Here is a 22,405-nt window from a genome sequence, read left to right as displayed (position 1 = left end):
AGCGATAATTGTTATCTAGAAGTGTCCAGCAGATAATTGCGTTTGTAGCGGCTGATGCGAGGGTCTTTCAGACTAATGAAATGTTGTATGAAGTGGGCGGCTAAAATCACCTATCCCATTGCCATGATTAAGGAGGTGTAAAAAAATCGCAGTTCGCTTGATTATTTTCTAGTCTGTTCCAGACTTATTAGCATGATCATATAAGAATGGAGCTTTTATGCGTATCTCGTCGAATCTTTTGATGGGTGGCTTTATCTTGATATTTTCAGCGATCGGCATTACCAGCACGGTTTTGTGGTATCAAGCTTCGAGTAAAAGCACCAATGCACTGACCGAAGCCGCCCGAGAACGGCTCACACTGACTCGTCGAATGCTGGGAAGGGAATTGACTTCCACCCAGACGCGTATTGAGGATCAGGTCCGTACAATGTCTGATAGCTTCACCACGCGACAGGCTCTCAGAGCCTTTTCCGACGGCTTCGCTGACTACCCAAAAAAGGATCCCAGCGAAGCCGGCACCTTGTCCGACTACTACAACAATCAGTTCATGGGGCGTTACGAACAGACGAATCCCAGCAAAGGCTTTTCCGCATCCGATGTTTTTAATGGCTTAACTGATACCGCCCGCGCTATGCAAATAGATTATATAGTGAATAACTCCGCACCATCCGGCCACAGAGAACAAATGAATTCAGCGGATAACGGCACTGCCTACGATGAGGCCCATAAACAGTGGCACAGTACCTTTCGAAAATTCCAGCAAGAATTCGGTTATTACGATGTGTTTCTGGTAGATGCGGAGACGGACACCATCGTATATTCCGTCTTTAAAGAAGTGGATTTCGGAACTTCGCTGAGCGACGGTCCTTTCTCGGATTCTGGGGTTGCCAAAGCGTACCGACGAGCCATGGGTAGCAATAAGGTCGACGCTGTACCACTAACGGAATTCGCTGTTTATACGCCCTCTTACGAAGCGCCGGCCTCGTTTATCGCCTCACCGATTCACATCAATGGGGAAACCGCCGGTGTGCTTATTTTCCAAATGCCGCTTGAAGTCATCACCGGTATCATGACGTTTGACGAGAATTGGGAGGATTTTGGACTCGGCGACTCTGGAGAGAGTTACCTGGTGGGACCCGACAGTAAATTGCGCAGCGAGAGCCGTTTTATACTGGAGGACAAAGAGGCGTTTATCGACACATTAAAGCGACGTGGCAAATCGGATTCCATGATCGATCGTATTGACAGTTCCGGTTCAGCCATCGGACGGTTGGTGATTGACTCACCGGCGGTCAACGCTGCACTCGAGGGGGAAACAGGCTTTCTGTCTTTTCAGGATTATCGCGGCACGCAAGTGTTTTCCTTGTATCAGCCATTCGACTACGGCGAGAGCCGCTGGGCTTTGATCAGCGAGATCGATCGCTCCGAAGCACTTCAACCAGCAACTGATTTACGTACGAGTCTTTTGCAATCCGTAGTGTTCTGGACGGTCATTGTTTTGCTCGCCGCAGGCGCTGCCATCATTGTGTTTGCTCGAACTCTGGTCAGGCCATTGATAGTTACAGAAAAGGCAATGGCCAATATCGCTGAGGGCGAGGGTGATCTCACCCGTCGTCTGGACGATCAACGCAATGACGAAATCGGTGCGATTGGCGCGCGGTTTAATCAGTTTATGGGCAAACTGCAGGATAACCTCAAGTCGCTTGAAGAACCGGTCCAGACCCTAAACTCGGCCGCCAGCGATTTCAGCAGTATATCCGAATTGAATCGCTCGGCGGCGGACGAGCAGATGAAAAGAGTGGAATCCGCTGCCAGTGCCACTACCCAAATGACATCCTCTTTCTCGGAAGTTGCTCAGAACGCCCAGAATACCTCTTCGGAAACAGACGCAATGGTAGATACCTGTGAAACGAACCGCAAAAGCATGGAGGATCTTAACGGCGAGATAGAAAGCCTTGCCGATAACGTCGCCAACGCGGCTGAGGTCGTAGGCAGAGCTGATAATCGATCGAAACGCATCGAAGATGTTCTTAAGGTTATCACCGACATTGCCGACCAGACCAATCTGCTGGCACTGAACGCGGCGATCGAAGCTGCCCGCGCTGGTGAGCACGGGCGTGGATTTGCTGTGGTGGCTGATGAGGTGCGTAACCTTTCCCATAGCACTCAGCAGTCAACAGAGGAGATCCGCGGGATCATCGACGAGCTGCTGCCTGAAACCCATCGAGCCGCCAACACGATGCAGGATATTGAGGTTGGCATGAGGTCAGCTACTGAAGCGGTGAGCATATCCCTTGAACGGTTTGGCACTATCACCGAAAAAGTGGACTCCGTTCGGAGCATGAATATGCAGGTCGCGAGTGCCACCGAACAGCAGAGTCAGGTGTCGGAAGACATTGACCGGAGCCTCCAGACCATCCGTGAACAGAGCCAGTCAATCAGTCAGGGAACGGAGGGGATGATCCGCACCAGCGACCAGCTCAGCGAGGTCTCAGAATCTATCAAACGGGTGTTGGGTAATTTCCGGTTTTGAGAGTAGCTCCGAATTTGGCACCTTAAATCCGCTGGGTAATTTTTTTGAGCATTTCGGAGGCAACGTTCAACTGAGGAATTTCTCGTTGTCAGTTACCTTCGAACTGCTCTAAAAAGCTTACTTTGAAATCAGTTTGAAATTCCCTATTTCAGGGTAACAAACTCCTCGGCACTAGTAGGATGCAGCGCAACCGTCGAATCTAAATCTGCCTTGTTAGCGCCCATTTTCAGAGCAACGGCAAAGCCTTGCAGTATTTCATCCATGCCTTCGCCAATACCATGAATGCCGACTACTTTTTCTTCCTGACCGTGGCACACCAGCTTAAAGTAGCTCAATGCGCGATGCGGAGTAACGGCGTTGTACATGGCGGCGAAAGACGACTTGTAAACGCTGATGTTGTCTTCACCATATTTCAGTTTGGCGTCTTCTTCACTCAAACCAACGGTACCAATAGTGGGGTGGCTGAACACCACGGTCGGAATGTTTTCAAAATCCATGTGTGCGTTTGGCATGTCATTAAACAGGCGCTCAGACAGCTGGCGACCGGCTTTTATAGCAACCGGAGTTAGTGCCGCAGCACCGGTGTTATCACCAACAGCATAAATGCCTTGCACGTTGGTATTCTGAAACTTATCTACGTTAATAAAACCGTCATTGTCCAGTTCAACGCCTGTGCATTCTAAATTAATATTGTCGGTTGATGGCTCACGGCCTATCGCCCAAACCAAACACTCGACACCTTCCATTGACTGGCCGTTTTCGAAGTGCAGCGTTAGCGTGCTGTCATCCTGTTTAACCACTTCGCGGATGTTAGTGTATGTATGAAGCTCGGGACCGTCTTGTTTCATGCGTTCAAGCAAGCCGTCGGTTAAATCTTTGTCAAAGTTGCGCAGCGGGCGGTCACGACGAACCAGCAGGTGGGTGTCGGTGCCCAAAGCATGGAAAACTCCGGCAAGTTCAACTGCAATGTAACCCGCTCCAACAACCGCTGCTTTTTTAGGTTGTTCAGTAAGGGCAAAGAAACCGTCGGAATCGATACCGTGCTCAGCTCCCGGAACATCAGGGATAGTAGGACGTCCGCCGGTGGCAATGGTAATATGATCAGCGGTAATGTGTTCACCGTTTACTTCAACGGTACGTTGGTCCACGAATTTGGCAAAACCTTCAATAAATTCAACGCCATTACCCTGAAAACCGCGGTGGTAACCACCGTGAATGCGTTCAATGTAGGCTTCACGGTTTTTCACCATAGTCGCCCAGTCAAAGCCTTTTTGCTCCACGTCAAAACCGTACGATGGGGAATATTTAATGGCTTCAGCAATATGAGCGCCGTACCACATGACCTTCTTAGGGACACAACCCACATTTACGCAAGTGCCGCCAACATGCTTTGCTTCAATAACAGCGGCTTTTGCGCCACGAACGGCCGCGCGGTTGGCTGAGGCGATACCGCCACTGCCGGCACCTATCGCAAGATAGTCATAATGTCTGCTCATACTGCTTAACTCCTGTTAATTCAAAAACTGCGCTTATCTTGAATAAAAACCCCGCATCTTGCAAATAAAGACACGGGGTTGTCATGCTTTTTATACCGATAGCGGCAATCGAAAGATCAGTTCATCAGCTTGGTAATTAACGACCACCAGCGGCTAAATTGTCTTTCACGAACTCGGTCATCATGGTGCGCAGGTGCAAGGTTGTTCCTTCGCCTTCGTAAATACCATGAGTCCGGTTAGGGTAGGCAAAAAACTCAAATTGCTTACCGTGCTTAATGAGTTCGTTGACCAGGCGTTCGCTGCCCTGAAAATGAACATTGTCATCTCCGGTTCCGTGAATGAGCAACAAGTCACCTTGAAGGTTTTGTGCATGAGTAATGGCTGAGGTTTCTTTATAACGCTCGGCAGACTCCGGCAATAAACCCGAGTAACGCTCCTGATAAATGGTGTCGTACAGCGTTAAGTCAGGAACCGGCGCTAAGGCCATGCCCATATCGTAGCTGTCCGGGTAGCGGAACAGGGCGTTCAGGGTTTGTGAACCGCCGCCGCTGTGGCCCCATATGCCAACACGGTCTTCATCAATAAAGTCCCAGCGTTCCAGCATCTCTTGCAACGCGTCGTATTGATCGCGAACCGTCACAACACCCAGGTTCTTATAAATAGAACGGCGCCAGTCAAAACCCCGGGGCGATTTGGTACCACGGTTATCAATAGACGCGACAATGTAGCCCTGCTGGGTCAGCATGGTGTGCCATAAGTACAAAGAGCCGCCCCATTTATTCGCGACAGTCTGTCCCCAGGGTTCGCCGTAAACGTAGAATAAAATAGGGTACTCTTTGTTTGGGTCAAAGTCGGTTGGTTTCATAATGTAGCCGTCCAGCTCCAGCCCGTCGCGCGCTTCCACTCGGAAGAATTCCAGTGGCTGTTTCTCGATGCTTTCAACCGCTTGCTGTACGTCGTTATTATCCACTACAGTGCGAATAATCTTGTGATCCGGTAATGAGATCATCTTGGTAACGGGTGCTTGATTCACCGAGTGAAAAGTATGCTCTGCGTACTCAGCGTCCTGAGAAATGCTGTAACTGTGGGTACCATCCATGTCGTGGGTCAGGCGCTCTAAACGACCGCTACCGTCTAAGCTGGCGCGGAACAAATAGCGCTCCAGCGGCGTTTCGGGTGAGGCAATAAAATAGACCCAGCCGCTTTTCTCATTAACGCGCAGTACTTCAACAACGTCCCAGTTACCGCGAGTAATGGCTGTGGTTCTGCCCGTGTCGCGTTGCACACGGTAAATATGACGGTAACCGCTGCGCTCGCTTAGCCAGGTAAATTCACGGCCATTGTTAAGAAAGTGAATGTCGTCGACATACTCAGCCCAGGAGTCGGTACTTTCCCGTAACAGCTCCTGACTACGACCACTTTCAATGTTACTGATAAAGGCACGATTAATATGCTGCTTGCGGGTCAGTTGCTGAATGAGTAGTTGCTCGCTGTTGCCTGCCCAGTTCATACGTACTAAGTAATGCTGACGCGGGTCGCCCGGAATATCCATCCACTGGGTTTTACCGCCATTGGCAGACATAACACCAATGCGCATAGCGGCGTTGGTTTCACCCACTTTCGGATATGGAAACTTTTTTAGTGTCGGATACAGCTCGTCGGTATTATTGATCATGGTAAATACCGGCGTCCCTTCGGTGTCCAGCTGCCAGTAAGCAATGTGCTGGCCGTCCGGGCTCCAGCGGAAACCGTCGCGCAGGAAAAACTCTTCTTCATTTACCCAGTCAAAGGTGCCGTTCACAATGGTATCGTTACCGTCGCCGGTCAGTGCATTAATAGTAAAGCTGCTAAGATTCTGCACATAAATATTGTTTTGCATAACGTAGGCGACTTTGGTGCCTTGTGGGTTAAACTTGGCAAACTGAAGAGTTGACTCTGGCGCATTGCCGCCAAGCTTTCGCAGTTCGTTGTTGCTGCGGTTCAGTATCCAGTAATCGCCAAGCGTATGAGTACGCCACGAGCGTCTGGTATTGGTGAAAATGAGAACTTTGTCGCCGTCATCAGACCAGACATAGTCTGCGATATCCAAGGCTGCTTTTTCACCTTTTGGTGTCAGCTGCTCTGCACTGACTAACACGGTACGCTCGTTAGTTTCCGGGTGGTAACGAACAATATCGCGTCCATCGGTTGAGTCAGACTGTTCCAGAGTTGTGTAACCGGAACCATCTTCCAGCCAGCGAGTAGGAGCCGGGCGGTCGAGACTAAAAGTGTCGCTGGCAAAGATTTTTTCAGGAGTTAGATGGCTACTGCCGGTCACTTCAGCCAGCTTAGATTCATCGGCTGACTGCGTACCACCCAGGTTACTACAGGCGCTCAGGGTGATAATGGCCGTAGCTCCGGCAATTAGGCGCATAGAGCGAAAAGAGGTGTCAGACATTTTTTTACCTTTATTCTGATTTATTAATAATTCGATAATACCGTAAAAAACGCAGGAAACCACACAAGCGTGGTTGAAGACTAGCGCAAAGTCCCAATATACGTATAAAGCGTTTAGAAAAAATTGAGGTAATAATGAGTCAGAACCCGCTACTTGAACAAGGTCAACTGCCCGACTTTGAGCAAATCAAACCCGAGCATATTCAACCCGCTGTTGAGCAGAGCATAAAACAGGCGCGGCAAACCATTGATGACGTGCTGGCACGGGGGGATTTCAGCTGGAATGGCTTGATTGAACCGCTAACCGATGCGGATGAAAAGATCGAGCATGTCTGGGCACCGGTGTCGCATTTAAACTCGGTGGTCAGCACTGCAGAGCTGCGCGAAGCCCATGATAGCTGCTTGCCGTTATTGTCCGATTACGCGACCTATGTGGGGCAGCATAAAGGGTTGTTCGACGCCTATGAAGCATTGCGTAACAGTGACGAATTTGCAGAACTGACCGAAGCGCAGCAAAAATTAATTGACGACACCTTACGTGACTTTCGTTTGTCGGGGGTCGATTTACCCGAAGACAAAAAGAAACGTTACGCGGAAATTTCATCGCGGTTATCTGACTTATCCTCAACCTTCAGTAACAACTTACTGGATGCCACGCACGCCTGGACATGTCTTATCACCGATGAGAGTCGTTTAGCCGGGTTGCCGGACAGTATTAAAGAAGCCGCGAAAGAAACGGCGGCGGATCAGGAAAATGACGGTTGGTTGTTTACCCTGGATATTCCGAGTTATCTGCCGGTAATGCTGTACGCTGAGGACAGAGAGCTGCGTAAGGAAATGTACCAGGCCTTTGTTACCCGCGCGTCAGAAACGGGCCCTAATGGCGCCGAGTTCGATAACTCCGATGTGATGGATGAGACCTTGGCTTTGCGTCACGAAATGGCTCAGTTGTTAGGTTTTAAGGACTTTGCGGAAATGTCGCTGGCAACGAAAATGGCTGAATCACCGGAGCAGGTGTTAGGTTTTGTGCAGGACTTAGCCGATAAGTCCAAGCCGCAGGCAAAAGAAGAGTACGCCGAAATTGAAACCTTTGCCAAAGAGCAGGGGGTTAAAGAAATGGAAGCTTGGGACGTGCCCTACTTTAGTGAGCAACTAAAGCAGCAGCGTTACTCTATTTCTGATGAGCTGTTGCGACCTTATTTCCCTGAGCAGCAAGTGTTGAACGGCTTGTTCGAGGTGGTAAAACGCTTATTTGGCATGACCGTCAGCGAGCAAAAAGAGGTGAAAACCTGGCACGAAAATGTACGCTTTTTCCGTATTCATGACGCAGATGGCCACCTGCGCGGCAGCTTCTATTTAGATTTATACGCCCGCCAGGGTAAACGCGGCGGCGCCTGGATGGCAGACTTTGTCGGCCGCAGAGTTTATGCCGATGGTGAGTTGCAAAACCCGGTCGCCTTTTTGACCTGTAACTTCAGTAAGCCGGTGGGTGGAAAGCCAGCACTATTTACGCATGACGAAGTACTGACATTGTTCCATGAATTCGGTCACGGTTTGCATCACATGCTGACTCAGGTTGATACCGCCGGGCTTTCAGGCATTAATGGTGTTGAGTGGGATGCAGTTGAACTGCCAAGCCAGTTTTTAGAAAACTGGTGTTGGGAGCCGGAAGCCTTGGCACTCATTTCCGGTCACCACGAAACCGGTGAACCACTGCCCGAAGAGTTATTGGAAAAAATGCTGGCCGCGCGCAATTATCAGTCCGCCATGCAAATGATGCGGCAGTTAGAGTTCTCCTTATTTGATATGCGCATTCACCATGAGTTTGACCAGAACAAAGGCGCCCGCATTAGCGACATACTCAGTGAGGTTCGCGCTCAGACTTCGGTGCGTATTCCGCCGGAATACAATAGATTTCAGCACAGCTTTGGCCACATTTTTGCCGGCGGTTATGCGGCCGGTTACTACAGCTATAAGTGGGCTGAGGTGCTGTCATCAGATGCGTTTGCACGCTTTGAAGAAGAAGGTATTTTCAGCGCCGCAACCGGACGTGATTTCTTGCAAGTTATTCTGGAGCGTGGTGGCAGTCGTAAAGCGGCTGATTTGTTCCGGGAATTCCGGGGTCGCGAAGCAAGCGTGGAACCCTTGTTACGACATAGTGGTATCGAGGTGGCCTGACATTCATGTCAGGTTACGGTGGGGTGTCAGGCCGCGTTAGCCATTACCAGATTAACAAGACCAATTAAACCCAGCACCAACAGAATGGTCAGTATAACGCCAATGATGATATAGACTTTAGGACTTCCGTGCTGAAAGTCTCGTTGGCGGTTTTCTTCGGTCTGCACACCTAAAAAAGCGGCCAGAACGCTGACCACCATATTGAAAATACCAGGTTTAGATGCGCTGTTGTCAGATGAATCAGACATTAATCAGTGTACTCGTTTTGATAACGTTTTTTGTTGGTGTCGCTTGAGCTTGAAATTAATTCAATCAAGTCGAAAAAGTGGAATTGTACCGAACGGCTGTCACCGGTTAACCAGCTAAGCCAGGTAACTTGCTCGTCCGCTAACCGGCACTGAGCTGAATTATTGCTTTGCTCCGCTTCAGTCATGAGCTGCTGACATCTTTGCGTCGCATTTTGCTGAGTCACAAAAGAAGACGGACTCATCAAGGCAGATGCGGTGAACGCAGTGAAAGCCAGTGAAGTAATTATTGTCAGTAGTCGCATGAAGTCTCTCCAAATCTGGATTGACCAATTTATCAGCGATTTTGTGAAAATTCTAGTCATCAATGTGAATTTTTTTGTCCGGGGTTAACTGCTACAATAGCCGAATTAACAGACAGGTCAGGAAAACAGACAATGAAACCATTAATTGCTCCATCGATACTTTCTGCCGACTTTGCCCGTTTGGGTGAAGAGGTTGATGCAGTATTAATTGCCGGTGCCGACGTTGTACATTTTGATGTCATGGATAACCATTATGTGCCCAACCTGACTATTGGGCCCATGGTTTGTAAGGCGTTACGAGATTACGGCATAACCGCGCCGATAGATGTGCATTTAATGGTGAAACCGGTTGACCGGCTTATTCCTGACTTTGCCAAAGCGGGCGCGTCTATCATTACCTTCCACCCCGAAGCATCTGAGCATGTCAATCGTACCTTACAAATGATTCACGAGCATGGCTGTCAGGCCGGTTTAGTCTTAAACCCTGCAACACCTTTGCATTGCCTGGATTATTTAATGGATAAAGTGGATGTTATTTTATTGATGTCGGTTAATCCCGGGTTTGGGGGGCAGTCATTTATTCCATCCACACTGGATAAGCTAAAAGCTGTGCGGAAACTTATTAAAGACAGCGGTCGCGATATCCGCCTTGAAGTGGATGGTGGCGTTAAAGTTTCAAATATTGGTGAAATTGCAGAAGCGGGTGCGGACATGTTCGTGGCTGGTTCTGCCATTTTTAACGCGGATGATTACACCAGTGTCATCCAGACAATGCGCGATGAAATCGCCTTAGTAACAGGTTCTTAGAGGAAACAGGAATGTCGAAACCCATTGTATTAAGTGGTTGTCAGCCGTCGGGGCAGTTATCCATTGGTAATTATATTGGCGCATTACGTCAGTGGGTCAATATGCAGGATACTCATGACTGCAAATTTATGCTGGTTGATCAGCACGCTATTACGGTGCGTCAGGAACCTGAAAAATTGCAACAGGCGACGCTGGATGGTCTGGCCTTGTATTTGGCGTGTGGGTTGGACCCGCAAAAGAGCACGGTTTTTATTCAGTCTCATGTACCGGAGCATGCGCAACTGGCCTGGGTGCTTAACTGCTATACTCAGATGGGTGAATTGAACCGTATGACACAGTTTAAAGACAAGTCGCAACGTCATACCAATAACATTAATGCCGGTTTGTTTACCTACCCGGCTTTGATGGCAGCAGATATCCTGTTGTACCAGGCAAACGAAGTACCGGTGGGTGATGACCAGAAACAACATCTGGAAATGACTCGTAATGTGGCAGAACGTTTTAACAACCTTTACGGCAATATTTTTACGATTCCAGAGCCGATGATTCCGAAAGTGGGAGCGCGGGTTATGTCTTTGCAGGAGCCGACTAAGAAAATGTCAAAGTCGGACGATAATCCGAATAACTTTGTTGGTTTGCTGGAAGAACCGAAGAAAATTCTGAAAAAAATCAAAAAAGCCGTGACCGACTCAGATGAGCAGGCCCGAGTTTACTTTAACCCGGAAGAAAAGCCGGGTGTCTCAAATTTACTCAGTGTTATGTCTGCTGCCACCGGCAAGTCTATAGATGAACTGGTGCCAGAGTATGAAGATAAAATGTACGGGCATTTAAAAAAGGATGTGGCGGAATCGGTGGTGACCATGCTTGAACCCATTCAGCAGCGGTATCACGAAATGCGTAACGACCATGCTTTTTTGCAGCAAGTGATGAAACAAGGTGCTGATAAGGCGCGTGAGGCATCCGCAAAAACATTAGCGGATGTTTATAAAGCGGTGGGTTTTGTGCCTTATCCCAATAAATGATCGCCCTGATAGATAACTTTGACTCATTTACGCATAACCTGGCTCGCTACTTTCGGGAGCTGGGGCGAGATGTTAAAGTTTTTCGTAACAATGAGATTGCTGTTGAGGATATCCAGGCGTTAGCCCCCGAAGCCCTGGTGATATCTCCGGGTCCCTGTACTCCGGACGAATCAGGTGTTTCTCTGGCTGCAATTGAAAATTATGGGAATAAACTACCGGTGTTAGGCGTCTGTCTTGGGCATCAGGCTATGGCGCAGGTTTTCGGTGCTGAAATTGTCAGAGCAGAGAAAGTGATGCACGGGAAAACGTCCGTTATCCGGCACACAGGAGAAGGGCTTTTTCAGCGCTTAGATAACCCTCTGCAAGTTACCCGCTACCATTCGTTGGTGGTGTCGCCGGCCAGTTTGCCAGCAGATTTTATAATTGATGCTGATATGGTAACAGAGAAGGGCTTACGCGAAATTATGGCGATAAGACATCAAACCCTACCTTTATTTGGTGTGCAGTTTCATCCCGAGTCTGTGATGACGGCTCAGGGCCATAATCTATTGGCAAATTTTTTACGTTATATACGATAATCAGTAGGCAGTATTCACGAGGCTTATTTAAGATAATACGCCGCAGTTCAGAGAGTGCAGAGGTAATATGTTTCATTTTTTCGAGGGTACGACGGAAGGCGGTAGTAATGATCCAGCTCTGCGTTTAGAAAAACGTTTTATCAATTACTTGATAAGCTTCCCGTTTGCGCGCAAAGCTCGTTCAAAGGCGGACGGCACAGACCAAGAAGATAAAGAGCAACTGCGTGAATTGCTGGAAGTTGAGCGTCTGAACTATGAAGAACGCGACCGAAAAGTTCAGGCACAGCAACGTTATGCCGATCGTATTTCAGATGAGTTGCATGAAGAAATTTACCACCGGGCGTTGAAAACTATCGAGGATGGCGAATACATTCGCGAACGTTTAATTCCTTTGCCTGAGAACCTGCCGGAACTGCTTGATACCCTGAGTTTAAAAGCCGCTTCTATGCGTCGTGTTGAATCTGTCGTGCAGGGAATGGACTGGTTTCACAAGGGGCTAATTCGTACGGTAAACCAGCCGCCATTTATCGACAGAAATAAACAGGTAAAAATTGATAACTTACGTGTAGCTATGAGCTTTGTGGGTACAGAAAACCTGCGTTTATTGGCTCCTGCCTACATTATGCAAAACTGGCTGCCACCTGAAACGCAGCCTTTTACTTTGTTCCGTCGCAAGGTGTGGGAGCACTCTTTAGGTACCGCTATTGTTGCGCACAATATCGCCATCGAGCGCAAGCTACGCGATCCCGTATTGGCCTATACCATCGGGATGTTTCATGAGCTGGGTAAAATTGCACTCACGAAGCTTTATTTGCGGCTTTTTGATGAAGTCCAGCGCGAGTTTGCAATGGAAAGCGTTAATGATAATTCTCCCGAGCGGCACAATACAATTATTAAACTGGCTCCGGATGAGCGCTTTTTACGTGACTTGATGCTGGAAAAAGATAAAGAAGTGAGTTATCTGGTGGTTGAAGGCTGGGAGCTGGAACGTGTTCCGGTCAGTAAGCACTTACTGGCTTTTACGCAGAGTAAAGGTAAGGAATATGAGTCCGAGTATGCTGAGGTTTTGGCTCAGGCAAACGCTTATTGCGAGTTCAGAATGCTGAGAGAAGTCGGCTTGGCGACTCTGGAAGACAGTAAGCATTTACTCAAAAAGTATTTCATAAATGCTGAAACCCTTGCCCGATTGAACAACCTGAGTTTGAAACGTCCGTCCATTGTGGTGCCTGATTAGCGTTAGCACTCAAACTCTGTGTCTATTAATAAATGATCGAAAATTGTATTAATGTGGGCTTCTTCGTCGGTAAAACGTACGCCCACACTGATCATTCCGCGATCTTTACGCTGGTTCATAATTTGGCCTGAAAGAGTCAAAGGATCTTTTTGTGCACCAGAGCCAATGTTGATCTTAATGTTCATGTGAGTCACATTACCGGCTTCATTCGGGCTGGCTTTAAAGAGTATTCGGCAACCGGCAGACGAAATATCGACAATAACGCCGCTGGCTAATTTTTTCTTACTGTCTGACTGATTGCTGTCTGCGGTAACATCGACCGGAATATGAGTGCGCACTCGCTTTTGCGCGCGCAACGCCCGGTTTTCAACCTCTTGAGGGTATTCGAGGTATATTAACCTGAACGGGAAGTTGCTTACTGCGCGAATCTTGGTTTTAAATGCGATGCATTCGCCTGTTTCTCCCTCTAAAACTAACCGGACTATGACCGGGTTCCCCTCGAACAAAACGTCAGTATAACTACCCTCGGTGCGAGGATTAGGCTGCTTTAATAACAGGTATTTACCGGTTTCAAAGCCAACCAGTTGAAGTTTAGTGCGCACCTTTGTTGCGGATGCGAACTCAACATCGATCATATCGCCGGGGCGTAAGTAAGTTAACTTTAATTGGGGTTTAGACGGGGACTCCAGATCCGGGGTCTCTTTTTCCATAGAGTTCTCTATAGCCGGGCAATTATTGAATTAAGTTCAGGCTATGGTAAGCAAGCATAAAAAGCAACGCAATTTCATTTAGGAATTTTTTGAATAAGATATTAACCTTTCTTTTTTGCAAAAGTAATGACTAAAGATTCATGCTTTTTGGGTGCATTAGCATAACTATTCGCATCATCTGCAAGAAAAGCGGAACCCCCCGTTTTAAAGCATTTAGAAATGAATTGTCGCAGACAAAGTGAACAAAATTTGGCATAATAATGGACCAGTTTAACAGACAAATTTGTTGACACCTTTGTTAATTCGCTAAGGCGATAAGGACGAGAGTAATGACAGACAATAAGACAGTAAGCCGTGAAATGTTTAATGATGTAATGGTTCCCAATTATAACCCTGCATCAATGCTCCCCGTTAAAGGCGAAGGTGCCCGGGTATGGGATCAGGACGGTCGTGAATATGTTGACTTTGCGGGCGGTATTGCTGTGAACTGTCTGGGTCATTGCCACCCGGCTATGGTGTCTGCACTACAGGAACAAAGTCAAAAATTATGGCACTTAAGCAATGTGTTTACTAATGAGCCGGCTATTCGCCTGGCTGAGAAATTAACCGCAGCCACTTTTGCTGATCGAGTTTACTACGCTAACTCAGGTGCCGAAGCCAACGAAGCCGCATTAAAGCTGGCGCGTCGCTGGGCGATGGAAAAGCACGGCGAGCATAAGCAAAACATTATTGCCTTCACGAAAGGCTTCCATGGTCGTACTTTCTTTACCGTAACCGTGGGTGGTCAACCGGCTTATTCCGACGGTTTTGGTCCAAAACCCGGTGGTATTGAGCATGTGGACTACAACAACATTGACGCGCTAAAGGCACTAATTTCTGACGATACTTGCGCGGTAATGATGGAACCCTTGCAAGGTGAAGGTGGTGTAGTAAGTCCTGACGTTGAGTTTGTTAAAGCGGTACGTGAACTCTGTGACCAGAACAACGCGTTACTGATTTTTGATGAAGTACAAACGGGCTTTGGGCGTACCGGTAGCCTCTACGCTTATCAGCAGCTGGGCGTTATGCCGGATATTCTGACTTCAGCAAAAGCGTTAGGTGGTGGTTTCCCAATTGGCGCTATGCTTACAACCACTGAAATTGCTGAGCACCTTAAGCCAGGTACTCATGGCAGTACTTATGGTGGCAATCCGCTGGGCTGTGCGGTATCAGAAGCGGTGTTTGACATTGTGAATACCAAAGAAACTCTGGACGGTGTAAAAGCACGTGAGCAGTGGTTTAAAGAACAACTGACAGCCATTAACGAGAAGTACAACGTGTTTAGTGAAATTCGTGGTCAGGGATTATTGCTGGGCGCTGTAATGAATAAAGAATATGAAGGGCGCGCGCGTGAGTTCTTACTAGCCGGTCAGGAGCATGGTGTGATGGTGTTAATAGCCGGCGCGAATGTGGTGCGCTTTACGCCTTCATTGATTATCTCTGAAGAAGACGTGAAAGAAGGCCTGCAACGCTTTGAAAAAGCGGTTGCTCAGGTCGCTGGTCAATAACTGAGGCTGTTTTATGTTGCTAATCAGACCCATTAAGCCGTCAGATTACGAAGCGCTGTACCAATGTGCGATTGAATCCGGTCACGGTTTTACCTCGTTACCGGTTGATCAGTCGTTGCTTGAGCGTCGCATTAGTGCGGCGCAAAAAGCGTTCGCTAAAGACACCGTTGAAACACCGGGCGATGAAAGTTACCTGTTTGTGATGGAAGATACCGAAACAGGCACTATTGCCGGTGTTTGTGGTATTGAAGCTGCGGTGGGTTTGAATGAGGCCTTCTGGCATTACCGGCTGGGTAAAGTTGTGCATCATTCAGAAAAGCTTAATATCTATAATTCGCTGGAAACTCTGACTTTGTGTAACGACTACACAGGCGTTTCCGAGTTATGCACATTGTTTTTGCGTGAACCTTACCGGCACAATATGAATGGCCGAACCTTGTCACGTTTCCGTATGCTGTTCCTGGCGCAATTTAAACAGCGTTTCAGTGACTGGGTTATTGCGGAAATGCGCGGTGTTTCAGACGAAAATGGCGATTCGCCATTCTGGAACTGGCTGGAAGAACACTTTTTCTCTATGGATTTCCCTAAAGCCGATTACTTAAGTGGTATTGGTGACAAAGCGTTTATTTCAGAATTGATGCCACGCTTCCCCATTTATACCAAGCTGTTAAGTAAAGAAGCTCAGGCAGTTGTCGGAAAGGTGCACGATAATACGCGCCCGGCACTTAAGTTGCTGGAGTCGGAAGGTTTCCGCTTCCGCGGTTTCGTAGATATTTTTGACGCGGGACCAACGGTTGAAGCCGAAGTCTGTAACCTTAACAGTGTGCGCAATAGTCGTTTAGTGACGGTTGCTGTGCGTGAATCTTCGGCAGAGGAAGACGGTGTTCCGCACATTGTTTGCAACACACAGTTGAAAAACTTCCGCGCAACCAAATTATTATTGCCCGCAGGCACAAACGAGCTCATATTGACGACAGAACAAGCGCAAACAATGCATTTGGAAAATGGCGATGAAGCCCGCGTTGTTGCACTCTAAGCAGGAGTATAGGTATGACGAACAGTATTCAATTTATTAATGGTTGTTGGGAAGCTGGCGAAGGCCAGTTATTTAAATCAGTCGATCCGGCACGTGATGATGTGATCTGGAGTGGCGAAGCGGCTAGCGAAGCACAAGTCGAAAAAGCCGTATTAGCAGCAAGAGCAGCCTTTCCTGATTGGGCTGAGCATACTCTGGAAGAGCGCTTAGCTATCTGTAAAAAGTTCTCTGAGCTGTTGACAGAAAATAAAGAGCATTTAGCTCAGGTAATGGCGAAAGAAACCGGTAAACCTGTTTGGGAAACACGTACGGAAGTGGGCGCTATGATAGGCAAAGTTGCCATTTCAGAGCGTGCTTACCATGAGCGCACCGGTACCGTGGAAAACGAAATGCCAGGCGCAAAAGCGTTTATCCGTCACAAACCACATGGAGTTGTTGCGGTTTATGGTCCTTATAACTTCCCGGGTCATTTACCTAACGGCCATATTGTGCCCGCGCTAATCGCCGGTAACACCGTGGTATTTAAGCCCAGCGAGCTGACTCCGATGGTGGCACAGGAAACTATTAAACTGTGGGAACAAGCCGGTATTCCAGCGGGTGTTTTAAACCTGGTTCAGGGCGAAGTCGATACGGGTAAAGCGCTGTCGGCGCATCCACAAATTGATGGCCTGTACTTTACCGGTTCGTCTAATACCGGTCATTTGTTGCATAAGCAATTTGGCGGTCGTCCGGATAAAATTCTGGCACTGGAAATGGGTGGTAATAATCCGCTGTTGGTGAAAAATGTAGCGGATATCGACGCGGCGGTTCATAATATCGTTCAGTCAGCTTTTATTACTTCCGGACAGCGTTGTACCTGCGCCCGTCGTTTATTCATTGAAGACTCTGAGCAAGGCCGCGCCGTGCTGGAACGCTTAGTGGAAGTGACCGAGAACATCCTGGTTGACGACTATGAAGCTGATCCGCAACCGTTTATGGGTGCAATGATTTCTGCTAAAGCTGCGGCGGAAATGGTCGATGCACAGAATGAACTGCTGCATAAAGGCGCTAAGTCATTAGTGCGTATGAAGCAGGCCGATTCGAAGAAAGGCTTTGTCACCCCGGGTGTTGTTGATGTTACGGAGGTTGACGGGTTATCGGATGAGGAAGATTTCGGACCACTGTTAAAAGTGTATCGTTTTAAAGATATCGACGCGGCAATTAAAGAAGCGAACAATACCCGTTATGGCCTTTCAGCCGGAGTGTTGAGTGATGACGAGCAAACGTATCGTTACTTCTTTAAACACATTCGTGCGGGCATTGTTAACTGGAATAAGCCGACGACCGGTGCCAGCAGTGCAGCACCTTTTGGTGGTATTGGTGCCAGTGGTAATCACCGTGCCAGCGCATACTATGCTGCTGATTACTGTGCGTACCCGGTTGCTTCAGTAGAAGCCGACAGCATGAGTTTGCCTGAGAGTTTAGCTCCGGGACTTAAATTTTAATCGCAATCTGTGCTAGTTTAACGGCTGAGCAACGCAAAGATTGCCCAGCCGTTAAATAAAGAGAGATAGATGATAGTTGAAACAAACGGATATATTGAGCTGATCCAATACCTGACGGGGCAGTTACCAGTGTTCACCGAGCAGGGTAATAGCGCGGGAACCGCCAATTACACCTTACGTGATTTATTGGAGGAACGCTTATCAGAAAGCATGATGGCGGTCTTTGAGCAAAATGAGCTTGATCAGGACATGCGCCTGGATATTGTTCGTGAAACGGACGCTATCGTTTATGATTTAGAAGAAGTGCTGTCCAAAGTTCTGGATACACACCCTACCCCACAGCAGGAAGAGTTCATTAACGAGTTTGTTGGCCTGGTGAAAAACCTTTTCGACGAGCGTTTGCGAAGTCACCGACAGTAACCCGTTACTGATGTCAGCAAGGATTTCCAAATGTCAGCAAATAACATGAGTGCCAAAATAGCATGGGTTGATGATATGACCTTTGTTGCTACCTCTGGTAGTGGTCACCAGGTGGTGATGGATGGCAATAGCCCGGGGAATGCACCAAGCCCTATGGAGATGGTGCTAATGTCTGCGGGAAGTTGTGCATCGGTTGATGTTGTCAGCATATTAAAAAAAGCTAAGCAAAACCTTCTTCGCTGTTACTGTGAGCTATCCGGTACACGTGCTGAGTCTGTACCTAAAGTATTCACTGATATTCACCTGGAGTTTGTGGTGGTGGGTAATGACATTAATGAAAAACATGTTGACCGTGCAGTGAAACTGTCGGCCGACAAGTATTGTTCGGTTGCTAAAATGCTGGAAGTGTCTGTAAAAATGACACACAGCTATCGTATCGAATCTCCTCAACAAGACGACTGACCTTTGAACTATCGACATATTTTTCATGCCGGCAATTTTTCTGATGTTTTTAAGCATCTGTTGTTGGCCAGGGCGCTTGAGTATTTTCAACAAAAAGATAAACCTTATTTTGTTCTGGATACGCACGGCGGCATTGGTTATTACGACCTTCAGGGTGATGAAGCCGTCAGAACAGCAGAAGCTGAGCAGGGAATAGCACGCTTTTCGGAACAGGCCGCTAATGAGGCTTTAGCCAGTCCGTATTTAAAGGTTGTCGAAACGCTTAATATCGATAGTGACAACTTACGCTATTACCCCGGCTCCCCGGTTATCGCTGCTGAGTTCTTGCGGGAAAATGATCGGCTGGTGGTGTGCGAACTGCATAGAGAAGATGCAGAAACACTTAAAAAGACCCCTTTAGGTAAAAATCGGCAGGTTCAGATACTGGCACCGATGGACGGCTATCAGGCTGTGCGCGCGCAATTACCACCGCGGGAGAAGCGAGGCCTGGTACTTATTGATCCGCCCTTTGAAAACACCACCGAGTTTGATGATGTGGTGAGTGCGCTTAAGCAGTGTTTAAAACGTTGGCAAAGCGGCAGTTTTGCCATCTGGTACCCTATTAAAGACGAGTTGAAGACAGCGGCTTTTCATCGTGATGTTGCGGCCTTAGCCGGTATTCCGAAAACCTTGATTATAGAACTGAATATACGTGCTAATGATGAACGCAAAGGGCTTCATGGTTGCGGTTTTCTCTGGGTTAATCCGCCTTATGGGGTGGTTAAGGACAGTGAGCAGTTACTGCCCTTTTTGTGCAAAGTGTTAGCGCAGGACAACGGTGCAAACTTCCATAGTCGCTGGCTTGTTGGTGAGTAGTTACTTACTGGATATCCAGTCAACCTGACGTCGCACCTGGTTTTTTCTTTCCATAATTTGTTCAATAAGTGGTGTCAGAATAAGCTCCATAGCTAATGCCATTTTTCCGCCGGGTACAACCAGGGTGTTAGTGCGTGACATAAATGAGCCGTCTATCATCTGCAGATAATACGGGAAATCGACATTTTTAATGCCGCGAAAACGTATAACCACAAAACTCTCATCCAGTGAAGGAATGTCTTTAGCGCTGAATGGGTTTGAGGTATCGACTGTCGGCACACGCTGAAAATTGATATGAGTACGAGAGAATTGCGGCACAATATGGTGAATATAGTCTTCCATACCACGAACAATACTGGTCGTTACGGCTTCACGTGAATGCCCGCGTTCTGAAGTATCGCGAATCAGTTTTTGGATCCATTCCAGGTTAACAATAGGCACCATGCCAATGAGCAGGTCGACATACTGCGTAACATCGTAACCGTTGCCACACACGCCGCCATGTAAGCCTTCGTAGAATAAGGTGTCAGTGTTTTCAGACAGTTCTTCCCAAGGGGTAAACGTGCCGGGCATCTGGTTGTATGGCACCGCATCGTCAAAGCTGTGTAAGTACCGTCGAACCTTTCCGTTCCCCGTTTGCGAATAAGAGCGAAACAAAGATTCCAGACGGTCAAAGTCGTTTGCTTCGGCACCAAAATAGCTTATATGGCGACCTTGCTCTTGTGCCTTCCGAATAGCTAAATCCATTTCAGGACGAGAATAGCGATGAAAACTGTCACCTTCCACAAAGGCGGCGCTGACATCTAACGAACGAAAGATGTGGCGTACGGCCTGACCTGTGGTGGTTGTTCCGGCGCCTGATGAACCGGTAACGGCAATTATCGGGTGCTTTGATGACATAACATTCTCGCAAACTTAGTAAGAACAGTTGTTATACTGACCTGCTCTGCCAAGGTCAAGGTAAACTCGACGACTTTAATAGTGAGGCGGCGGTGGCTCAGCGGTCGGATCGGAGTCAGGGGACTGATTATCCTGCAGTTGTTTCATGCGTTTTCCCAACCAGCGAATTTGCTTTTGCATGTCACTCATTTGCTGAGTTTGTGCCGTGACTAAGCTATTTAAAGAGTTGATAGTGTCTTCCTGAAAGCTCAACTGCGTTTCTAAATTGGCTAATTGTTCTTCAATATTTTTTGATGTCATTCTTTACTACCTGTTACGTCGATATTCCACCGCTCTGCAAGGCCGGCGGAGCTTTCACTAATGACCATTTGCTGCTGTTCATCGAAAACCACTGACAACACAGAGGCGTTACTTGGGCGCCTTCCTTCACGTAAATCCACCCGCCAATTTGAGAGTTGCTTTCCCGTTGATGTGTCCCAAATTGCAATTTTACGTGATGGTGACCCGGTAATGAGATAATCCGCAGACAGACTGAAACGAGCCGCGCTAAAAATTTTATGGCGCTCCATAAACTTTAAATTGGAAACAGTTTCTCCGTCGGGTAATGAGCGGATAATGGCGTTGTCGGTTGCATCTGCAGTGAAAGCGAAATGACCGTCAGGGTGCAGGGCAACTTGTGTGATTCGGCCTTCCAGCGGCCACCGATGGACTATTTGCCCGCTACGAGTATCCCATAAAATGGCTGAATGATCGTTTGAACCACTGAGTACATAAAAACCGTTGGGAGAGATATCCAGTGCATTAATATTTTCAGTATGACCGTAAAACTCAATGCGCCTGCCCGACGCGGGGTTAAAAGCAACCTGAGTACCATTTCGCTTAGCCAATACTACGGTTCCGCCTTTCTTGCTGACGACCAGCTTTTGTATACGGCCGGAACCTATTTTCCAGAACCCCAAATTTTCGCCGCTATTAATGTCCCACATAGAAAATTCTTTGCGCGATGCGGCAACTGCGACCGCGCCATCAGCACTGATATCAACGTCTATTATTTGCGAGACTTCGTTTTCGTTATGCTGCCATTGGTACTTAGGACTGTTGGCATAGCGAGGCCAAAGTAGCAGCCCGGCATCATCGGTAGAGACCAGACTCAAGCTGCCATCATCCGAAATATCGGCCGCGTATGTGCCGTTTTCAGCGTGTATTTTTTTATTCACTTTTTCCGGCGAAGGTTGGCAACCCGCAACGACAACCAGCAGCGAAAACGCAACGCATAGCTTGAGAAAAGGCATAGGCAAGTTCCTTGTGGTTGTGTAGTATGGGTCTGTTACATAACACTATTATGGCATAGTCCGAAAGGATGCAAGACGATAATTGGAGAAAACGATGACACAACTGATGAAGCCGTTAGCTATTTCAGCCATGGCGCTGGCGTTGACTGCTTGTTCACAAGAAAAATTTCCGGCTAATGAAACAGAATTAGCGACTGAGAAAGATAAACAGGCTTACGCTTTAGGTTCTTCTGTTGGTGGCTTTATTGCGCGCAACCTTGAGCGTCAGGAAGAAGCTGATTATATGCTCGAGCGCGACGTTGTTATTGCGGGTTTTGTTGATGCAATTAAAGGTGACCCACAACTGAGTGACGAAGAAGCCGAAGAAATTTTAAATACCATGCGTCAGGAAGTGATGGAACAGCGTCAGAACGTTTTAGGTAAAAAGTCTGAAGAAGAAGGCAAAGCCTACTTAGCAGAAAACGCCAAAAAAGAAGGTGTGCAAACAACCGACTCGGGTCTTCAGTACGAAGTACTGGAACAAGGTGACGGAATTCGCCCATCTGAAACCGATATGGTTGAAGTTCATTATGAAGGCACGCTCATTAACGGTGAAGTGTTTGACAGCTCCTATGAGCGTGAGGAACCAACGTCGTTCCCGTTAAACCGCGTTATTCCGGGCTGGACTGAAGGCTTGCAGTTGATGAAAGAAGGCGCTAAATACCGTTTCGTGATCCCGGCGGAACTGGCATACGGTGAACGTGAAGTGGGTGGTGGTCAGATCCCGCCAAATTCCACACTGATTTTTACGGTTGAGTTGCTTAATGTGCAAAAAGACGAGTTAGATGCAAAGCAGCAGTAATACGATTTTATTGGTGGAAGCGCC

21 protein-coding genes are annotated in these 22,405 nt (G+C 47.8%); 13 read left to right on the top strand and 8 right to left on the bottom strand.

Features of this window, described 5'->3' with window-relative positions; genetic code table 11:
• The first annotated feature begins 217 nt into the window (after window positions 1-217).
• Window positions 218-2,533 (top strand): methyl-accepting chemotaxis protein, encoded by a 2,316-nt coding sequence (locus L8G48_RS08855; RefSeq protein ID WP_248264248.1) that lies wholly within the window; start codon window positions 218-220, stop codon window positions 2,531-2,533.
• A gap of 143 nt (window positions 2,534-2,676) precedes the next feature.
• Here L8G48_RS08855 and gorA read toward each other — a convergent pair whose 3' ends face one another.
• A complete protein-coding gene (gorA, locus tag L8G48_RS08850; RefSeq protein WP_248264247.1) occupies window positions 2,677-4,029 on the bottom strand; it encodes a glutathione-disulfide reductase in 1,353 nt (450 codons plus the stop codon).
• Window positions 4,030-4,165: 136 nt separating this feature from the next.
• Window positions 4,166-6,466, bottom strand: a complete 2,301-nt coding sequence (locus tag L8G48_RS08845) for a S9 family peptidase (protein WP_248264246.1) — start codon at window positions 6,464-6,466, stop codon at window positions 4,166-4,168.
• A gap of 134 nt (window positions 6,467-6,600) precedes the next feature.
• On the opposite strand from L8G48_RS08845, the gene prlC reads away from it, so the two are divergent.
• On the top strand, window positions 6,601-8,643 hold the full coding sequence (gene prlC, locus L8G48_RS08840) for an oligopeptidase A (protein ID WP_248264245.1): 2,043 nt from the start codon (window positions 6,601-6,603) through the stop codon (window positions 8,641-8,643).
• Window positions 8,644-8,669: 26 nt separating this feature from the next.
• On the opposite strand, the gene L8G48_RS08835 is transcribed toward prlC, so the two are convergent.
• Together L8G48_RS08835 and L8G48_RS08830 are read right to left on the bottom strand one after the other, a co-directional pair.
• Window positions 8,670-8,891: a DUF2970 domain-containing protein gene (locus tag L8G48_RS08835; RefSeq protein WP_248264244.1), complete on the bottom strand. Its 222-nt coding sequence runs from the start codon at window positions 8,889-8,891 to the stop codon at window positions 8,670-8,672.
• A complete protein-coding gene (locus L8G48_RS08830) occupies window positions 8,891-9,193 on the bottom strand; it encodes a hypothetical protein (protein WP_248264243.1) in 303 nt (100 codons plus the stop codon). Before L8G48_RS08830 ends, L8G48_RS08835 begins: the two co-directional genes overlap by 1 nt.
• Before the next feature lie 132 nt (window positions 9,194-9,325).
• On the opposite strand from L8G48_RS08830, the gene rpe reads away from it, so the two are divergent.
• From rpe to L8G48_RS08810, 4 genes are all read left to right on the top strand, one after another.
• Entirely contained in the window at window positions 9,326-10,000 is a 675-nt protein-coding gene (rpe, locus tag L8G48_RS08825; RefSeq protein ID WP_248264242.1) for a ribulose-phosphate 3-epimerase, read from the top strand.
• 11 nt (window positions 10,001-10,011) lie between these two features.
• Window positions 10,012-11,022 carry a tryptophan--tRNA ligase gene (gene trpS, locus L8G48_RS08820; RefSeq protein ID WP_248264241.1) on the top strand — a complete coding sequence of 337 codons (1,011 nt, stop codon included), beginning with the start codon at window positions 10,012-10,014 and terminating at the stop codon, window positions 11,020-11,022.
• Complete coding sequence (locus L8G48_RS08815) at window positions 11,019-11,600, top strand: anthranilate synthase component II (RefSeq protein WP_248264240.1); 582 nt, start codon at window positions 11,019-11,021, stop codon at window positions 11,598-11,600. Before trpS ends, L8G48_RS08815 begins: the two co-directional genes overlap by 4 nt.
• Window positions 11,601-11,667: 67 nt before the next feature.
• Window positions 11,668-12,834 carry an HDOD domain-containing protein gene (locus L8G48_RS08810; RefSeq protein ID WP_248264239.1) on the top strand — a complete coding sequence of 389 codons (1,167 nt, stop codon included), beginning with the start codon at window positions 11,668-11,670 and terminating at the stop codon, window positions 12,832-12,834.
• A gap of 2 nt (window positions 12,835-12,836) precedes the next feature.
• Here the strand turns inward: L8G48_RS08810 and L8G48_RS08805 are convergent, their stop codons facing one another.
• The gene (locus L8G48_RS08805; RefSeq protein WP_248264238.1) at window positions 12,837-13,544 is read right to left on the bottom strand and encodes a flagellar brake domain-containing protein; all 708 of its coding nucleotides are present in this window, start codon (window positions 13,542-13,544) and stop codon (window positions 12,837-12,839) included.
• Window positions 13,545-13,873: 329 nt separating this feature from the next.
• Here L8G48_RS08805 and L8G48_RS08800 point away from each other — a divergent pair, with 329 nt between their 5' ends.
• From L8G48_RS08800 to L8G48_RS08775, 6 genes are all read left to right on the top strand, one after another.
• On the top strand, window positions 13,874-15,091 hold the full coding sequence (locus L8G48_RS08800; protein ID WP_248264237.1) for an aspartate aminotransferase family protein: 1,218 nt from the start codon (window positions 13,874-13,876) through the stop codon (window positions 15,089-15,091).
• A gap of 13 nt (window positions 15,092-15,104) precedes the next feature.
• A complete protein-coding gene (gene astA, locus L8G48_RS08795; RefSeq protein ID WP_248264236.1) occupies window positions 15,105-16,127 on the top strand; it encodes an arginine N-succinyltransferase in 1,023 nt (340 codons plus the stop codon).
• A gap of 14 nt (window positions 16,128-16,141) precedes the next feature.
• Window positions 16,142-17,611 (top strand): succinylglutamate-semialdehyde dehydrogenase, encoded by a 1,470-nt coding sequence (gene astD, locus L8G48_RS08790; protein ID WP_248264235.1) that lies wholly within the window; start codon window positions 16,142-16,144, stop codon window positions 17,609-17,611.
• A gap of 69 nt (window positions 17,612-17,680) precedes the next feature.
• Complete coding sequence (locus L8G48_RS08785) at window positions 17,681-18,031, top strand: DUF3802 family protein (protein WP_248264234.1); 351 nt, start codon at window positions 17,681-17,683, stop codon at window positions 18,029-18,031.
• 30 nt (window positions 18,032-18,061) lie between these two features.
• A complete protein-coding gene (locus L8G48_RS08780) occupies window positions 18,062-18,493 on the top strand; it encodes an OsmC family protein (protein ID WP_443986718.1) in 432 nt (143 codons plus the stop codon).
• A gap of 3 nt (window positions 18,494-18,496) precedes the next feature.
• Complete coding sequence (locus L8G48_RS08775) at window positions 18,497-19,348, top strand: 23S rRNA (adenine(2030)-N(6))-methyltransferase RlmJ (protein WP_248264233.1); 852 nt, start codon at window positions 18,497-18,499, stop codon at window positions 19,346-19,348.
• Here the strand turns inward: L8G48_RS08775 and L8G48_RS08770 are convergent, their stop codons facing one another.
• The 3 genes from L8G48_RS08770 to L8G48_RS08760 all read right to left on the bottom strand — a co-directional run bounded on the left by L8G48_RS08770 (window position 19,349) and on the right by L8G48_RS08760 (window position 21,540).
• On the bottom strand, window positions 19,349-20,248 hold the full coding sequence (locus tag L8G48_RS08770; RefSeq protein ID WP_248264232.1) for a phosphoribulokinase: 900 nt from the start codon (window positions 20,246-20,248) through the stop codon (window positions 19,349-19,351).
• 75 nt (window positions 20,249-20,323) lie between these two features.
• Window positions 20,324-20,548: a SlyX family protein gene (locus L8G48_RS08765; RefSeq protein WP_248264231.1), complete on the bottom strand. Its 225-nt coding sequence runs from the start codon at window positions 20,546-20,548 to the stop codon at window positions 20,324-20,326.
• Window positions 20,545-21,540, bottom strand: coding sequence for a WD40 repeat domain-containing protein (locus tag L8G48_RS08760; RefSeq protein WP_248264230.1), 996 nt, complete (start codon window positions 21,538-21,540; stop codon window positions 20,545-20,547). The genes L8G48_RS08765 and L8G48_RS08760 overlap by 4 nt, the downstream gene beginning before the upstream one ends.
• 94 nt (window positions 21,541-21,634) lie before the next feature.
• On the opposite strand from L8G48_RS08760, the gene fkpA reads away from it, so the two are divergent.
• Window positions 21,635-22,381 carry an FKBP-type peptidyl-prolyl cis-trans isomerase gene (gene fkpA, locus L8G48_RS08755; protein WP_248264229.1) on the top strand — a complete coding sequence of 249 codons (747 nt, stop codon included), beginning with the start codon at window positions 21,635-21,637 and terminating at the stop codon, window positions 22,379-22,381.
• Window positions 22,382-22,405 lie beyond the last annotated feature (24 nt).

The sequence above is a fragment of the Idiomarina aminovorans genome (assembly GCF_023155095.1).
GTDB classification, from domain to species: Bacteria; Pseudomonadota; Gammaproteobacteria; order Enterobacterales; family Alteromonadaceae; genus Idiomarina; species Idiomarina aminovorans.
The sequence above is the reverse complement of the archived record's forward strand: the minus strand, read 5'-3'. Positions and strand labels throughout refer to the sequence as shown.

Coding starts and splice junctions, on each gene's coding strand:
- L8G48_RS08855 (WP_248264248.1), top strand. CDS start 218: ATGCGTATCTCGTCGAATCTTTTGATGGGTGGCTTTATCTTGATATTT.
- gorA (WP_248264247.1), bottom strand. CDS start 4,029: ATGAGCAGACATTATGACTATCTTGCGATAGGTGCCGGCAGTGGCGGT.
- L8G48_RS08845 (WP_248264246.1), bottom strand. CDS start 6,466: ATGTCTGACACCTCTTTTCGCTCTATGCGCCTAATTGCCGGAGCTACG.
- prlC (WP_248264245.1), top strand. CDS start 6,601: ATGAGTCAGAACCCGCTACTTGAACAAGGTCAACTGCCCGACTTTGAG.
- L8G48_RS08835 (WP_248264244.1), bottom strand. CDS start 8,891: ATGTCTGATTCATCTGACAACAGCGCATCTAAACCTGGTATTTTCAAT.
- L8G48_RS08830 (WP_248264243.1), bottom strand. CDS start 9,193: ATGCGACTACTGACAATAATTACTTCACTGGCTTTCACTGCGTTCACC.
- rpe (WP_248264242.1), top strand. CDS start 9,326: ATGAAACCATTAATTGCTCCATCGATACTTTCTGCCGACTTTGCCCGT.
- trpS (WP_248264241.1), top strand. CDS start 10,012: ATGTCGAAACCCATTGTATTAAGTGGTTGTCAGCCGTCGGGGCAGTTA.
- L8G48_RS08815 (WP_248264240.1), top strand. CDS start 11,019: ATGATCGCCCTGATAGATAACTTTGACTCATTTACGCATAACCTGGCT.
- L8G48_RS08810 (WP_248264239.1), top strand. CDS start 11,668: ATGTTTCATTTTTTCGAGGGTACGACGGAAGGCGGTAGTAATGATCCA.
- L8G48_RS08805 (WP_248264238.1), bottom strand. CDS start 13,544: ATGGAAAAAGAGACCCCGGATCTGGAGTCCCCGTCTAAACCCCAATTA.
- L8G48_RS08800 (WP_248264237.1), top strand. CDS start 13,874: ATGACAGACAATAAGACAGTAAGCCGTGAAATGTTTAATGATGTAATG.
- astA (WP_248264236.1), top strand. CDS start 15,105: ATGTTGCTAATCAGACCCATTAAGCCGTCAGATTACGAAGCGCTGTAC.
- astD (WP_248264235.1), top strand. CDS start 16,142: ATGACGAACAGTATTCAATTTATTAATGGTTGTTGGGAAGCTGGCGAA.
- L8G48_RS08785 (WP_248264234.1), top strand. CDS start 17,681: ATGATAGTTGAAACAAACGGATATATTGAGCTGATCCAATACCTGACG.
- L8G48_RS08780 (WP_443986718.1), top strand. CDS start 18,062: ATGTCAGCAAATAACATGAGTGCCAAAATAGCATGGGTTGATGATATG.
- L8G48_RS08770 (WP_248264232.1), bottom strand. CDS start 20,248: ATGTCATCAAAGCACCCGATAATTGCCGTTACCGGTTCATCAGGCGCC.
- L8G48_RS08765 (WP_248264231.1), bottom strand. CDS start 20,548: ATGACATCAAAAAATATTGAAGAACAATTAGCCAATTTAGAAACGCAG.
- L8G48_RS08760 (WP_248264230.1), bottom strand. CDS start 21,540: ATGCCTTTTCTCAAGCTATGCGTTGCGTTTTCGCTGCTGGTTGTCGTT.
- fkpA (WP_248264229.1), top strand. CDS start 21,635: ATGACACAACTGATGAAGCCGTTAGCTATTTCAGCCATGGCGCTGGCG.